The organism is Streptomyces chryseus, assembly GCF_014650755.1.
GTDB classification, from domain to species: Bacteria; Actinomycetota; Actinomycetes; order Streptomycetales; family Streptomycetaceae; genus Streptomyces; species Streptomyces chryseus.
The window spans coordinates 1-13476 of sequence record NZ_BMVO01000030.1 but is presented as its reverse complement, the minus strand read 5'-3'; the positions used below and the strand labels follow the sequence as shown (position 1 = coordinate 13476).

Annotated in this window: 9 protein-coding genes and 1 pseudogene; 3 read left to right on the top strand and 7 right to left on the bottom strand. The window is 70.4% G+C overall.

Annotated features, from left to right (window positions below):
• Window positions 1-663: 663 nt before the first annotated feature.
• Window positions 664-1260: a TetR/AcrR family transcriptional regulator gene (locus IE185_RS29140; RefSeq protein ID WP_138895238.1), complete on the bottom strand. Its 597-nt coding sequence runs from the start codon at window positions 1258-1260 to the stop codon at window positions 664-666.
• Between the two features lie 431 nt (window positions 1261-1691).
• Between IE185_RS29140 and IE185_RS29135 the strand changes: the two genes are divergently transcribed.
• Window positions 1692-3392, top strand: coding sequence for a TlrC/CarA/OleB/SrmB family ABC-F type ribosomal protection protein (locus IE185_RS29135; RefSeq protein WP_138895237.1), 1701 nt, complete (start codon window positions 1692-1694; stop codon window positions 3390-3392).
• Window positions 3393-3638: 246 nt separating this feature from the next.
• On the opposite strand, the gene IE185_RS29130 is transcribed toward IE185_RS29135, so the two are convergent.
• Both IE185_RS29130 and IE185_RS29125 read right to left on the bottom strand, forming a co-directional pair.
• Window positions 3639-4247 carry a dTDP-4-dehydrorhamnose 3,5-epimerase family protein gene (locus tag IE185_RS29130; protein WP_138895236.1) on the bottom strand — a complete coding sequence of 203 codons (609 nt, stop codon included), beginning with the start codon at window positions 4245-4247 and terminating at the stop codon, window positions 3639-3641.
• Window positions 4248-4299: 52 nt separating this feature from the next.
• Complete coding sequence (locus IE185_RS29125; RefSeq protein ID WP_189716325.1) at window positions 4300-5520, bottom strand: macrolide family glycosyltransferase; 1221 nt, start codon at window positions 5518-5520, stop codon at window positions 4300-4302.
• Between the two features lie 259 nt (window positions 5521-5779).
• Between IE185_RS29125 and IE185_RS29120 the strand changes: the two genes are divergently transcribed.
• Window positions 5780-7012, top strand: a complete 1233-nt coding sequence (locus tag IE185_RS29120; RefSeq protein WP_138897785.1) for a class I SAM-dependent methyltransferase — start codon at window positions 5780-5782, stop codon at window positions 7010-7012.
• 235 nt (window positions 7013-7247) lie between these two features.
• Here IE185_RS29120 and IE185_RS29115 read toward each other — a convergent pair whose 3' ends face one another.
• Window positions 7248-8297: an aldo/keto reductase gene (locus IE185_RS29115; RefSeq protein WP_229843757.1), complete on the bottom strand. Its 1050-nt coding sequence runs from the start codon at window positions 8295-8297 to the stop codon at window positions 7248-7250.
• A gap of 56 nt (window positions 8298-8353) precedes the next feature.
• Window positions 8354-9367, bottom strand: a complete 1014-nt coding sequence (locus tag IE185_RS29110; protein WP_138897783.1) for an NAD-dependent epimerase/dehydratase family protein — start codon at window positions 9365-9367, stop codon at window positions 8354-8356.
• Between the two features lie 414 nt (window positions 9368-9781).
• Here IE185_RS29110 and IE185_RS29105 point away from each other — a divergent pair, with 414 nt between their 5' ends.
• Complete coding sequence (locus IE185_RS29105; RefSeq protein ID WP_138897782.1) at window positions 9782-11050, top strand: IS701 family transposase; 1269 nt, start codon at window positions 9782-9784, stop codon at window positions 11048-11050.
• Between the two features lie 4 nt (window positions 11051-11054).
• On the opposite strand, the gene IE185_RS29100 is transcribed toward IE185_RS29105, so the two are convergent.
• Both IE185_RS29100 and IE185_RS29095 read right to left on the bottom strand, forming a co-directional pair.
• The gene (locus IE185_RS29100) at window positions 11055-12974 is read right to left on the bottom strand and encodes a helix-turn-helix domain-containing protein (RefSeq protein ID WP_138906775.1); all 1920 of its coding nucleotides are present in this window, start codon (window positions 12972-12974) and stop codon (window positions 11055-11057) included.
• 221 nt (window positions 12975-13195) lie between these two features.
• Window positions 13196-13476 (bottom strand): annotated as a pseudogene (locus tag IE185_RS29095) (crotonyl-CoA carboxylase/reductase); the annotation flags it as partial.

Below are 13476 nucleotides of genomic sequence, written 5' to 3'. Positions count from 1 at the left end.
GTCACGAGCGTCATCGCGACGTCAAGATATCGCCCGTCACACCACACCGCACGTCACGCACACCACCCGAACCCCCAGATCAGGCGTCCTTCTTCACCGGCTCCAGGATCGCCACGCACTCCACGTGGTGCGTCATCGGGAACAGGTGCGGTTCCGTGCCGCCGAAGAAGCCGCAGCTCAAGAGGACTTTCTGATGCTTGCGCGGTGGAATTTTGGGGCCGGAGCGTCAAATGAGCGTCACGCGAGTCGGGCATGTCGGTTCCTGCGTCCGGCTGGGTCGCCAACTGCCGCCAGTGAGGCGGCGACCGACACAGCCTTCGGAGAGTGTGGTGAGAGCAGGGCACCAGGTCGAACCAGTGCACATGGCGTTCGATCGCCTCCAGACCGCGCGGGGGAGCGGAACTTCCCGACCGCTCTTGGAGCTCTTTGGGTACGCCTTGATGCCGCTCCTGGTGTTGAACCCCACCACGCACAAGCGCGAGCGGCGTTGGTCGACCCGATGGCGGTGCAGCCCTGATAGCTCGCCCCACCGAAGGTTCGTGTGCGGCAGAAGGAACCTCACCCGGTCCACGCCCGAACTCACTGCGGTACACCACGCCCTCTAACCCGTTGCTGACACCGCTCAGCATGAGCCGCATCCGACTTCCCGCGCGGCCTCGCGTCCTAGGTGCCCGCTTCGTGGCAGGCCGGCGGGGTTTGCAGGCTAGGCTTGAGTGCTTGTAGGACGGCTCGCACGAAGGCCGGGTGAACGGGGCGTGTTCCAAGAAGCCAGGTCTGGTGGATCGGGCCGTGGACGAGCGCCACTACCAGTTCTAGATCGAGGTCACGGCGTATCTGTCCTTCGTCGCGTGCCTTCGCGAGACGTGCGACGCATTCGTCGATGGAATCCCTGAGGATTCGGCGCACACCTTCGGCGGCGACGTCCTCGGTCTGCGCTGCGGCGACCAGACCGCGCCAGATCGTCCCGAACTCGCTGTCGAACAGCTGCATGACGTTGGCGGCCTGGGTGGCCAAATCGGCCATGACGTCGCCGGTGTCGGGGTAGCCGACAGCAGCGTCCCGGCGAGCCTCCACACCTTCGAGGAGGATCGCTGCCTTGGAGGGCCACCAGCGGTAAATCGTCGCTTTTCCCACGCCTGCCCTGGCCGCGACGGCCTCGATGGTGGTTGCCGTGAATCCGAGCTCGGCGCAGATCGCGAAAGCCGCCTCAATGATCGCTTGGCGGGCTTTCTCGCTGCGGCGGGACTGCTCTGGGGACATGCCGCGATCCTACCCAGGTGGAGCAGAACGTTTCGTTCATGCAAGTGGCTGGAGCTGGGGACACATTGCGCGCCGACGAAACGCTCAGTGTCACGTCGCTCCAGGCGCCCAGGGTCGCCCACGACGCTGGAACCGCACGGCAGAGCCCGAGGAGCGACCCCTCTACGCAAACACCGTATTACGGGGACTAGTTGGAGCGGCAACCCCCACGGCGTGGTACGGTCCCATACATGGGTTCTCTGTGAGAGTTGATTCTAGCGTGTGACCACGTCGAGCACTGCTCCGTGGTCGTACCCCGCGTGCGTGTTTCCGCACCGCCCTTGACCGACAGGTACGGCCGTTCCGGCGTGTTCCCTTGATGGTATTCCTCGCGGCTGCGGGCGTACGCGGACACAACATCCTCGTATCGGTTGTGCTCAGGAGGACTCTTTATGCATTCCGCCCAAGTAGCCCTGCACGACATCACCAAGCGTTTCGCCGGCCGCGTGGTCCTGGACCGTGTGGACTGCACCGTCAAGCCCGGGGAGAAGGTCGGCATCGTCGGTGACAACGGATCGGGCAAGTCGACGCTGCTCAGTCTGATCGCGGGTCGTACCACGACCGACAACGGGACGGTCACCGTGGTTGCGCCCGGCGGCGTGGGGTATCAGCCGCAGTCGCTCGAACTCCCGGAGAACGCCGTCGTCCAGGACGCCGTCGACCTCGCCCTGGCCGACCTGCGCGAGCTGGAAACACGCATGCACCAGGCCGAGGCCGACTTGGCGACCCAGGCCGACGAAGCACGGCCGAACGAGGAAATGGCTCGGCTGTTCGAGGAGTACGCGGAGCTGCTGGAGCACCACACGGTCCGAGGCGGGTACGAGGCGGACACCCGGGTCGACATCGCGCTGCACCACCTCGGTCTGCCGGGACTGAAGCGGAGCCGGCCACTGGCGACCTTGTCCGGGGGCGAACGCTCGCGTCTGGCCCTGGCCGGCACGCTGGCATCCGCCCCGGAGCTGCTGCTGCTGGACGAGCCGACCAACGACCTGGACGAACGGGCGGTGACCTGGCTGGAGGAACGTCTGCGCCAACACCGCGGCACCGTCGTCGCAGTGACCCACGACCGGGTGTTCCTGGAACGCATCACTACAACCATCCTGGAGGTCGACTCCGGCCGGGTCGCCCGCTACGGCGACGGCTACGACGGTTATCTGTCCGCCAAGGCCGCGGAACGCCGCCGTCGGCTGCGGGAGTACGAACAGTGGCGCGCCGAGTTGGAGCGCAACCGCGAGCTGGTGTCCACCCACGTATCGCGGATGGACGGCATCCCGCGCAAACTGCCGCTCGCCAACTTCGGGGCCGGCCAGTTCCGGACGCGGGGACGCGTGCACGGCGCGACGTCCCGGATCCGCAATGCCAAGGAGCGGGTGGCGCGCCTCACCGAGAACACCGTCGCCCGGCCCGCGGACCCGCTCGCGTTCTCGACCGTGCTCGCCACCACCACCGAACCGGAGACGGCGCCGGGCACGGTGGCGGAGCTGGCGGACGTACGGGTGGGCGACCGGCTGCGCGTCAGGTCACTGCACGTCGGACGCGGTGAGCGGATGCTGGTCACCGGCCTCAACGGAGCTGGGAAGACTACGTTGTTGCGCGTGCTGGCCGGTGAACTGACGCCCGTGGAGGGCTCAGTCACCGTGACCGGCCGGGTCGGCCACCTGCGGCAGCGCCCCAGGCAGTGGCCGTCCGACATGGACGTGCCGCAGGCCTTCGCCCAGGGGCGGGGCGGACATCCTGACGAACATGTCGAAGAGTTGCTGTCCCTCGGGCTGTTCAACCCCAACGACCTGCGGCGGCGGGTGGGCGAGCTGTCCTACGGTCAGCGCCGTAGGATCGAACTCGCCCGGCTGGTGAGTGACCCGGTGGACCTGCTGCTGCTGGACGAGCCCACCAACCACTTGTCGCCCGCTCTCGTGGAGGAGCTGGAGCAGGCGCTGACGGACTACCGGGGCGCCGTGGTGGTGGTCACGCACGATCGACGGATGCAGCAGCGGTTTGCCGGGGCCCGGCTGCATCTGCACGGCGGGCGGGTCACCGCCTTCGCGACGAGCGGCCCGGCACCTGCCGGGGGCGGCTCCCGGCGGGTCCGGTGAGGCCGGCCAGGCACGCCTGAGGGTGGCCTCAACCGCCCCGCCAGGTCTGCCCACCCGGCGCGCGCGTCCTCGTGGAGCGGGCTGAGCACCGACTCGGCAGTTGCACGCGCCGAGTTCGCCGAGCAGCCGCGCCAGGCGGCCGGCGCGTTGCAGCTCGTGTGTCAGGTCCTCCAGAACGCAGGCAGACGCCTGCGGCCGCGAGTCTGACACCCGACCGGCTCCGATGTGTCACGTCCCCGGCCCCGGTCATGGTGCGGGGGCTTGGGGGACCCGGTAGCTGCGCCGGCATTGCTCATAGGCGGGCAGGATTCCACCAGCGACAGCCTCGGCGAGGGTGGGGGCGGCGGCGTCCCGGGCCGACCGCACCACGGGCTCGTCCAGGTTCCACGGAAGGCCCAGGGCTGGGTCGAAGGCGTCGACATCGATGATGGTGCCGTGCACGTACTCCCGGTCGCACAGGTAGTTCATGCAGGTGTCGTCAGCGAGGGCGACGTAGGCCAGGCCGAGGCCGTCGGGCAGGTAGAGGGCGGTGGCGCTGTCGGGGTCCTGCCGGAGAACGTCGTGCTGGCCGAAGGCCGGTGAGCCCAGTCTGAGGTCGACGACCATGGTGAGGGCGGCGCCCCGTACGCAGGAAATGATCTTGCCTTGGCCGGGGGGCATGGTGGTGCCGTGGATGCCGCGGAGCACATTGCGGTGGGAGACCGTGAAGTTGACCTGCCGGAGTTCGAAGGCGTGCCCGGTGGCCGCCCGCAGGGTCTCGTACCGCAGGCCCTCGTAGAACCGGCCGCGGTGGTCGGGGAGAAGGTCCGGGTCGATTCGGTAGGCGTCGGGTACGGCCGTTTCCGTGATGCGCATGGTCGGATTCCCACTGGTCGGAGGGCTGACTGTCGCGAGCCGGCTGGCGGGTTCAGGAGGGGGCGGGCAGCAGCTCTTCGACGACGGTGGCCGCCGCCGTGGCCCCGCCGGCCGTCCGGATCCGTTCGCGCATCTGCCGCAGCCGGTCGCGGATCCCGTCGTCGGCGAGCACGCGCCGTGCGGTGGCGCGCAGGTCCGCCGCGGTCGCCTTCGGGGGCAGCTGGGCGCCCAGGCCGAGTTCGGCGATCCGGCGCGCGGTGGCCCGCGGTTCCGTCATCACCGGTACGGCCAGCACGGGGACGCCGTACGAGAAGGCCTCCATGGCCGTGCTCAGCCCGCCGTGGTTCACCACCAGGGCCGTGTGCGGGAAGACCTCCGCGAGGGGGACGAAATCCCGCACCCGGACGTTGTCCGGCAGCGCGCCCAGGTCTTCGGGGGCCAGACCGCCGCCCAGGACCAGCAGGACGTTCCAGGGTTCGTCGCGGAAGGCCTCGACGCAGGCCCGGAAGAAGTCGGGCTGCTTGTTGTAGAGGGTGCCCATGCTCACCATGACGAGCGGCCGCCCGTCGCCCGGCGGCTCCCAGGTGCCGTGGAGGGAGGCGCGGGGCGCGCAGGGTCCGACGAAGTGGTGCTGGTCGTCGAAGGTCTCCCCCGCGTACTGGAAGTGGCGGGGCATGTAGAGCAGGGCGGGGCCGCCGTGGATGCGTCCGGTGAAGGTGCCCGCGTCTTCGTCCATGCCCTGCGCGCGCAGCAGTTGGTCGATTCCGCCGACGAGTGAGAGGAGGGCGGGGTCGTCGGGGAGGCCGGCCGCCTCCGCATCGGGCTGCATGGACCAGTGCTCGTTGGCGGCGTACGTGGGGGTGCTCCGGATGACGGGTATCCCCCACCGGTCGGCGAGGATGCGCCCCGTCCAGAACGACGAGGGGTCGTTCACGATCACGTCGGGGCGGTCCTCCCGGAAACTCCGTTCCAGCGGCTCCACCGTCTCGTCGGTCATCTCCAGCAGCCACTGCAGGATCCGGAGTATCTCGCCCTTGTCCGTGTACTCGTCGGAATTCTGCTGCGGGACCATGTGGGCACGGAACCGTTCCTGGTCCATGGGGTACGTGACCACCTCCGCGCCGACGCGCTTCGCTCGCCCCGCGATGTCCTCCGGAGCCTCCGGCAGTGCGTAGGTGACGCGGTGACCGCGTGCCACGAGTTCCTCGGCCACTCCCAGGCTCGGATTCATGTGCCCGGGTACCGGGAGGACGAAGAATGCGATGTGAGGCACGCGTAACCCTTCGTTGGGTTCGTTCGACGGGTTTTTCGGTCGTATGAAGACGTATGAATTGGGGGCGTGGGGTCGTCGGCGGACGGGATGAAAAGCGCCGTCCGGGAGTACGGCGCCACATGTTAGGAGCGCCGTCCCCCGGGGGCAACAGGAAGATGACATAGTTCGGTTCGCTCTCTTCCGCGCTTTCGTCCGCGTCAGGTGACAAAGTGCCGTCCGATTCTTCGTCCGTCCGGCACGGGGGCGCGAGAATTCGGCAATGATCATCACTGCGTGCCGCATCTGTGGCAATCGTGAGCTGCTCCCGGTACTGGATCTCGGCGAACAGGCGCTGACCGGTGTGTTCCCGACGCGCCGCGACCAGGAGGTGCCCTCCGTGCCGCTGGAGCTGGTCGTCTGCTCCCCCGCGGGCTGCGGGCTGGTGCAGCTGCGCCACACCCCGGACGCGGATCTCATGTACGGCGACGACTACGGCTACCGCTCCGGCATCCGGCCGTTCATGGTCCATCACCTTCACGACAAGGTGGCGGCCATTCGCAACCTGGTGGAGCTGGGCCCCACGGACCTGGTTCTGGACATCGGCAGCAATGACGCCACTCTGCTGCGCGGCTATCCCGAGGACGGGCCGCAGCTGGTCGGTATCGACCCGACCGGCGGGAAGTTCCGCGACAGGTACCCGGCGAAGGCGGAACTCATCACTTCGTACTTCTCGCGGGAGACGTTCGAGAACCGGTTCGGCCGACAGCGGGCGAAGGTCGTCACCTCCATCGCCATGTTTTACGACCTGCCGGATCCCATGCGGTTCATGCAGGACGTCCACGACATTCTCGCCGACGACGGCGTCTGGGTCATGGAACAGAGCTACATGCCGTCCATGCTGGGCGCGGACGCGTACGACGTGGTGTGTCACGAGCACCTGGAGTACTACGCGCTGCGGCAGATCGAATGGATGGCGGAGCGGGTGGGGCTGACCGTGGTCGGGGCCGAGCTGACCGCCGTCTACGGCGGCAGCCTGTGCGTGACGCTGGCCAAGAGCCCCGACCGGTATCCGCGCGACGAGGCCGGGCTCGCGCGGATCCGCGCTCAGGAGGCGGCGGCCGGGCTCGACACGACCGCTCCCTTCGAGGCCTTCGCGCGGCGCGTCGAGCGGCAGCGGGAGGTACTGCTGGAGTTCCTGGCCCGGTCCCGGGAGGCCGGGAAACTGACCCTGGGGTACGGCGCCTCGACCAAGGGGAACGTCATCCTCCAGTACTGCGGGCTGACGGAGCGGGACCTGCCGTGCATCGGTGAGGTCTCCCCTGAGAAGGCGGGCCGTTTCACGCCCGCGACGCGCATCCCCATCGTGTCCGAGGAAGAGGCCAAGGCCCAGAAACCGGACCAGCTGCTGGTACTGCCGTGGATCTACCGGGACGGCTTCGTCGAGCGGGAGCAGCAGTTCCTGGCCGGGGGCGGAAAGCTGGTCTTCCCGCTGCCGGCGCTCAGCGTCGTCTGAGGAGCTCCGAGGGGTATGGCGTCGGCCGCCACCGCCGGGACGGATGGTTCCGGGAGTGGCGGCCTTGCCGGTTTCGCTCCGGGTGTGCCGCCACCGGTCGTGTGACGTCGGTGGCACCACCTGTCTCGCCCCGGTGCCGGCGCCGATCCGCGCACCGCGCCGACCGGCGCGTAAGCGCTCACCCCCACCGGCCGGTGCGCCACCGCTCACCCCGCTCCGGCCGGCGCGTCTCCGCTCACCCCGAACTGGCCGCCTGCGGTCCCGCACCGGCCGCCCGCGGTCCCGCGTCGCCCTCCCCCGGCCGTGCGACGTGGCCCGGTACCAGGAACAGGGCGTCCAGCTCCGCCAGTTCGGCTTCGCCGAGGTCCAGGTCGAGGGCGCGCAGCGCCGAGTCGAGTTGGTCCATCGTGCGTGGTCCGATCACCGCGCCGCTGATCCCCGGCCGCGACAGCACCCAGGACAGGCCGACCTCCGCCGGGTGTTCCCCGATGCGATCGCAGAAGCTCTCGTACGCCGCGATGTTGGCCCGCAGGGCGGGCAGGAGTTCCTGTGCGCGGCCCTGGGCCGACTTGACGGCGGTGCCTTCCGCCAGCTTGCGCAGCACACCGCTCAGCAGTCCGCCGTGCAGCGGCGACCAGGCGAACACACCGACCCCGTACGCCTGGGCGGCCGGGATCAGCTCCGCGTCTGCTCCGCGCACCGCCAGGTTGTACACGCTCTGCTCCGAGACCAGCCCCATGAGGTTGCGGCGCTGGGCCGTCTCCTGCGCGGCGGCGATGTTCCAGCCGGCGAAGTTGGACGAGCCGACGTAGCAGACCTTTCCGCTGGTCACGAGGCGGTCCATGGCCTGCCAGATCTCGTCCCATGGGGCGGCGCTGTCCATGCGGTGCATCTGGAGAAGGTCGATGTGGTCGACGTCGAGGCGGCGCAACGACTGCTCGCAGGCGGCGATGATGTGCCGGGCCGACAGCCCGCCGTCGTTGACGCGGTCGCTCATGTTCTCGCCGACCTTGGTCGCCAGCAGGACGTCCTCCCGCCGGACACCGCTCTTGGACAGCCAGCGGCCGACGAGTTCCTCGGTGTGTCCCTTGTGGACGCGCCAGCCGTAGATGTTGGCCATGTCGACGCAGTTGACACCGTGGTCGAGCGCGGCACTCATCAGTCGCGCGGCCTCGGCGTCCTCCACCCGTCCGCTGAAGTTCACCGTGCCCAGCCAGAGTCGGCTCACCAGAGTCGCGCTGCGTCCGAGCCGTACGTACGGTGTCCTCTTTCGGTCCTCGCTCACGCTCGGATTCTTCCCTTCAACTCGACCATGGGGCCTGTGGGACCGCCGGTGTCCGGTCACCGCTCCCGCGACGTGCTCGCCTGCGCGGCGACCAGTTCGGCCGCCAGTTCGTCCAGCCCGTCGTGCAGCGGGACGGCGGGGGACCATCCCGTCACCGCTCCGAAGGCCGCGGGGTCGCATTCCGGGGTGTGGAAGTCGCCCGCCGCGGCGAAGTCGGGCGGCTCCACGGAGAGGACCGGGACGGGCGGGCGTCCGGTCCGTTCGGCCACGGCGTCCGCGAGGGAGCGGAACACGTCGCCGAGCTGGACCCGGCTGCCGCTGCCGACGGACCAGTCGCCGCCCTGGAGGCCGGGCAGGTGGTCCAGTGCCGTGACGAAGGCGCGGGCGGCGTCACGTACGTGGAGGAAGTCGCGTTCGACAGTGCCGTCGTGCCACATGGTGAGCGGCGCGTCGTCGAGGGCGCGCCGGGCCATCGCGGCGAGCACGCCACGCCCGAGCGAACCGGTCAGCGGCGAACGGCCGTAAACGGTCGACAGCCGGAGCACGGCGCCGCGGACCGCGCCCCGTGCGGTGGCCTCGCGCAGCAGTTCCTCGGCGGCCATCTTCTGCCGGGCGTAGGCGGCGCGGGGCAGGCCGCCGGGTCCGGCGGCCTGCGCGGTGCTCGCGAAGACCACCGCGGGCGCGGGAGCGTCCCGGTGTTCGAAGGCGGTGACGAGGTCGCGCATCAGGCCGACGTTGACCTGCTCGGAGTCCTCGCCTGCGGCGCGCCAGGAACGGCCGTCGCCCACGTGTGCGGCGAGATGGACGACCGCGTCAGCTCCCTCGACGGCGGCGGCGAGCGCGCCGGGCCGGGCGAGATCCGTCCGGTGGCCCTCTATGTCGGCCACGGTCCGCGGTGGCGCGGGGGTCAGGCCCCGCGCCACCGCGCGCACCTTCACCGGCAGGCCGGCGAGGCGGTCGATGACGGCGGGCCCGAGGAATCCGGACGCACCGAGTACGACGATCAGTGGTCTGCGTGTGTTCTGCGACTGGTTGAGCAATCCGGCAGCGAGCTTCACATGCCTCCTCATCCACCCATCCCCCGAGAGAAAAAACGTATCAGAGGGGTGACCGCCCTACGAGGGCTGACGTGCCAGTTCGGCCTGTACGAGGGCGATTTGACGAAGGTGTGTCAGGTCGGCACACCCCTGCGGGCGACGGGCGGTGCCGAGGCCCCCGGACGCGTGCCCCGGCACGGCGCCGCGGTGCCCGGACCACCGCCAGGACCGCTCCTGCGGCGCGGGGGCGGCCGGGGGCGGTGGTCCGGTCACTCCTGCGCCCGGAGGTGGTGGGCGTCCGCGGCCACCGCTGTGCACCGGTCACCGCGGCCACCGGCCAAGTGGGTCGTCTGCCGACCTGTGGCCACCGGAGCCGTCCGACGAAGCTGAGGGCCTCTCGGGCCCAGCCGGCAAGAAGCATGGCTCACCCTGACATCGAGGAGCTTCATGGGGTCGCTGATCACTGCTCTGACGACACACGACGACCCGGCCGACAGCCCTGACAGACACCTCAGCGACGAGGTGTGCGAGTCGGTACTGGCCTCACTGCGCCGCCGCGACCAGCGGCACAAGGGACAGCTGTACGTGAACGGGCTGCTGACCGCGCAGGGCCGCAAGACGATGCGGAACCTCGCCACCAGCACGCGGGAACCCGCCGCCGCACAGAGTCTGCACCACTTCATCAGCGTCTCGACCTGGGACTGGCCCGAGGTGCGTGCGACGCTTGCCCGCCGGATGGAACGGCTGATGACGCCGCACGCCTGGGTGGTGCGGCCCATGGTGACACCCAAGAGCGGGGTGCACTCGGTGGGTGTGCGGCGTCGCTTCGTACGCCACCTGGGGCAGGCGGTCACCAGTCAGTACAGCCATGGGCTGTGGCTCGCCGGCCAGCAGGCCGCGGCGCCGGTGAACTGGCAACTGTCCGTGGAGGAAGCCCAGTTGCCGGGCACCCTGGCCGGTGGGCACGACGCCGCGCCGGGGGTCACGGACGACGCCGGGCGTTCCTCGGACGACGCCCGGTGCTCCTCGGACGACACGGCGGTCGCGGTGGTCCAGCAGTCCGCTTCCTGGGGGCTCGCGCCGCGGCCGGTGGTGATGGACGCCCGGGACGTGCCGCCCGCGCCGCTGATCGAGGCGTTCACCGCTGCCGGCCTGCCGTTCCTGCTGCGGGTGGGGAGCAGCACCTCGCTGCTGGCGCCGGATCTGTCGGGCGGGCAGCGCCGGCTGCTGTCGGCGCCCGCGGAGCACCTCAGCACCCTGGCCACCTCCCAGCAGCGGCCCGTCGAGTGGGTCGACCCGGCCCTGCCCCGGTCGATACGCACCAGCCTGGTCGCGCTGATGCCGGTGCTGTGGCCGGGGGGCGCCGTGCCGCGTCGGCCGCGGCCGGCCGGCGTCCCGGTGGCGGGCCCGCGGCGGACCGGCGGCGCGGAGCTGCTGCTGATCGGCGAGTGGCAGCCGAACAGGCGGCGGGTCGCCGAGCTGTGGCTCACCAACATGACCCACGCGGGCCGCGGCACCCTGCTGCGGCTGAGCAAGCTCACCAGGCGGGTCGACACCGACTTCGCCCACATCTGCGCGGATGTCGGCGCCCAGGACTTCGAAGGTCGTTCGTACCACGGGTGGCACCGGCACATGACGATGGTCTCCCTGGCGCACGCGGTCCGCGTGCTGGCGCAGGAGAACCGGGTGGGCGAGGAGTGGGAGCGGTCCGGGTGACGGGTCAGCCCTCCTGGGACGCCGAGTGGTCGGTGCCCGGCATCTGTGACGCGTAGCGCGTCCGGTGCAGGCGCAGCGCGAGCTGCAGTTCCAACGCGTGGTCCGGCTGCTGCCAGTCGCGGCCGAGCAGCTGGCCGATGCGTTCCAGGCGCCGGGAGACGGTGTTGGGGTGGACGTACAGCAGCTCGGCCGCGCGGGTCGGACTGCACGCCGCCTGGAAGTACGCCTCCAGGGTCTCGACGAGGCCGGTGAAACGCTGTGCGTCGTATTCGACGACCGGACCGATGATCTTGGCGACGAATTCGGTGACGTCGTAGTCCTCGGCGAAGAGCAGCCCGAGGAAGCCAAGGTCCCGTGCGCAGGCCGCGCGCCCCTCGCCGCCCATGGCGACGAGGGTCTCCATGCAGCGCATCGCCTCCTGGTAGAAGCGCTGGATGGACTCCGGACCGTCCGCGGGTCCGGCGGCCCCGACCGTCACCGGGACCTCCAGCGCCATGCCGAGCCGGGCGGACACCTCGTGTGCCATGGCAGCCGGGTCGTCCCCGGGCAGCAGCAGCACCACGTAGTCCTCCCGGCTCGCCTTCAGGCCGCCCCGGCGCTGCACCCAGGCCGTCGCCCGGTCGGTGGCCTGTTCGGCGACGGGGGCGTCGGGGCGGGCGATGACCACGATGTGGGGGCGGTCGAGCCGCACCTGGAGCCGGCGGGCCCGGGCCACCGCCACCTCGGCGGGGTGGTCGATGCCGATCAGGTCTTCCAGCAGGTCGTCCCGCCACTGGTGGTCGGCGCGGTCGGACCGCCGCAGTTCGAGCACCATGCTGACGACGTTGGCGACGGCGAGCAGCAGTTCCGGGGTTCCGGCGCCCTCGGTCCCTGCCGGGCGGTACAGTAACCAGCCCGGGTCGGAACGCGCGGTCAGCGTGGCCATCCAGGTGCCGTCGGCCAGCTCGACGGGCAGCCCGGAGGCGTGCACGTCGAGGTATGCCCTCTCCAGCTCGGCCTCGTGCGGCCGGCGTACCTGGCCGGAGGCGTGGAGGACGTCCCCGTGCCGGTCGTAGACGTCGAGCGCGCCGCCGAGTTCGCGGACGCCGTGGTCGAGCACTTCGCCTAACTCGGCTCCGTTGAGTACGAGTTGAAGCAGTCTCTGCTGGATGCGGACGGGTCCCGGTGCGCCGGGTTCGACGGCCTGGCCGTCCGGCCGCGGAGCACCTTCCCGTCCGTCGGGCCGGGCGGGGGGCCGGCCCGAGGTGACGGCGACGGCGGCGATGTCGGCGAGTGCCTGGAGCAGTGCCACGTCGTCGGGCGGGAACTCGTGCGCGCTGCGGTCGGCCACGTACAGGAAGCCCAGCTGCTCGCTGTCCGCCCGCAGGGGGACGGCCAGTACGGCGCGCAGCCCTTCCGCGCGCACGGTCCGGTCGACCACGGGATCGTGGGCTATGCCGTCCTCGGTGTCGTAGTCGGCCGCCCAGAAAGGTCCTTGGTGCCGGGTGACCGCCCCGCCGAGTCCCCGCGCGGCGGGCACCCGCAGGCCGAGCAGCCGGGTGGTGACGGCGCCGTCGACGGCGCTGAGCACGGCGTCGCCGGCCGGTTCGTCCAGCAGGGCGATGCCGGCGAGGTCGCTGTGCATCAGCATCCGGGTGCGACGGACGATCTGGTCGAGCGCCGCTTCCGGGTGCGGGGAGCGGGTCAGCTCCCGCACCACGTCGATGAGGCCGGTCAGCTCCGCCTCCCGCCGCCGGCCACGGCTCACGCGGTCGGCGATCTGGAGCGCGAGGTGCTTGGCCCGTCCGAGGTCCTCGACGCTCTCGGCCCCGGCCGCGCCGGCCCGCTGCACCAGTTCCTCGTACCGCCAGGCCGGAGCGTCGGCGGTGAGAAGTTCCAGGAGTCTCAGTGCGCCTTCCGTGCCCTTGAAGCTCTCTTCTCCCATCAGCGCCCCCGTTAGTTACTGGTAACCCGTGACGGGTTCCGGCTGCCCCGGCGCCGTCGCCTGACGCGCGGAGAAGCGCCGGAGCCGGGCGACGACTGGCCGGCTTCATGCCCTTTCCACGCCCTTAGCATCGCTGATCAAATTCGATCACCGAAGCGACAAGAACGGTAACAAATTGGCATGTTGGTCTGCAGTGATTAAATGATCATTTCAGGTGATCGTCAAGGGTGCCTCGGCCGGCAGCGGTTGATGGCGTCGAGGTGCTTCGCCCGGAGTTCGTGGTCGCGGACGCCGAGGCCTTCGCGGGGGGCGAGGGCGAGGACGCCGACCTTGCCCTGGTGCAGGTTGCGGTGGACGTCGTACGCGGCCTGGCCGGTGTCCTCCAGCGAGTACACCTTGGAGAGGGTCGGGTGGATCTTGCCCTTGGCGATCAGGCGGTTGGCCTCCCACGCCTCGCGGTAGTTGGCGAAGTGCGAGCCGATGATGCGCTTCAGCGACATCC

Excerpts from the sequence above, each read along its gene's own strand:
- IE185_RS29140 (WP_138895238.1), bottom strand. The coding sequence starts at position 1,260 with ATGTCCCCAGAGCAGTCCCGCCGCAGCGAGAAAGCCCGCCAAGCGATC.
- IE185_RS29135 (WP_138895237.1), top strand. The coding sequence starts at position 1,692 with ATGCATTCCGCCCAAGTAGCCCTGCACGACATCACCAAGCGTTTCGCC.
- IE185_RS29130 (WP_138895236.1), bottom strand. The coding sequence starts at position 4,247 with ATGCGCATCACGGAAACGGCCGTACCCGACGCCTACCGAATCGACCCG.
- IE185_RS29120 (WP_138897785.1), top strand. The coding sequence starts at position 5,780 with ATGATCATCACTGCGTGCCGCATCTGTGGCAATCGTGAGCTGCTCCCG.
- IE185_RS29110 (WP_138897783.1), bottom strand. The coding sequence starts at position 9,367 with ATGAGGAGGCATGTGAAGCTCGCTGCCGGATTGCTCAACCAGTCGCAG.
- IE185_RS29105 (WP_138897782.1), top strand. The coding sequence starts at position 9,782 with ATGGGGTCGCTGATCACTGCTCTGACGACACACGACGACCCGGCCGAC.
- IE185_RS29100 (WP_138906775.1), bottom strand. The coding sequence starts at position 12,974 with ATGGGAGAAGAGAGCTTCAAGGGCACGGAAGGCGCACTGAGACTCCTG.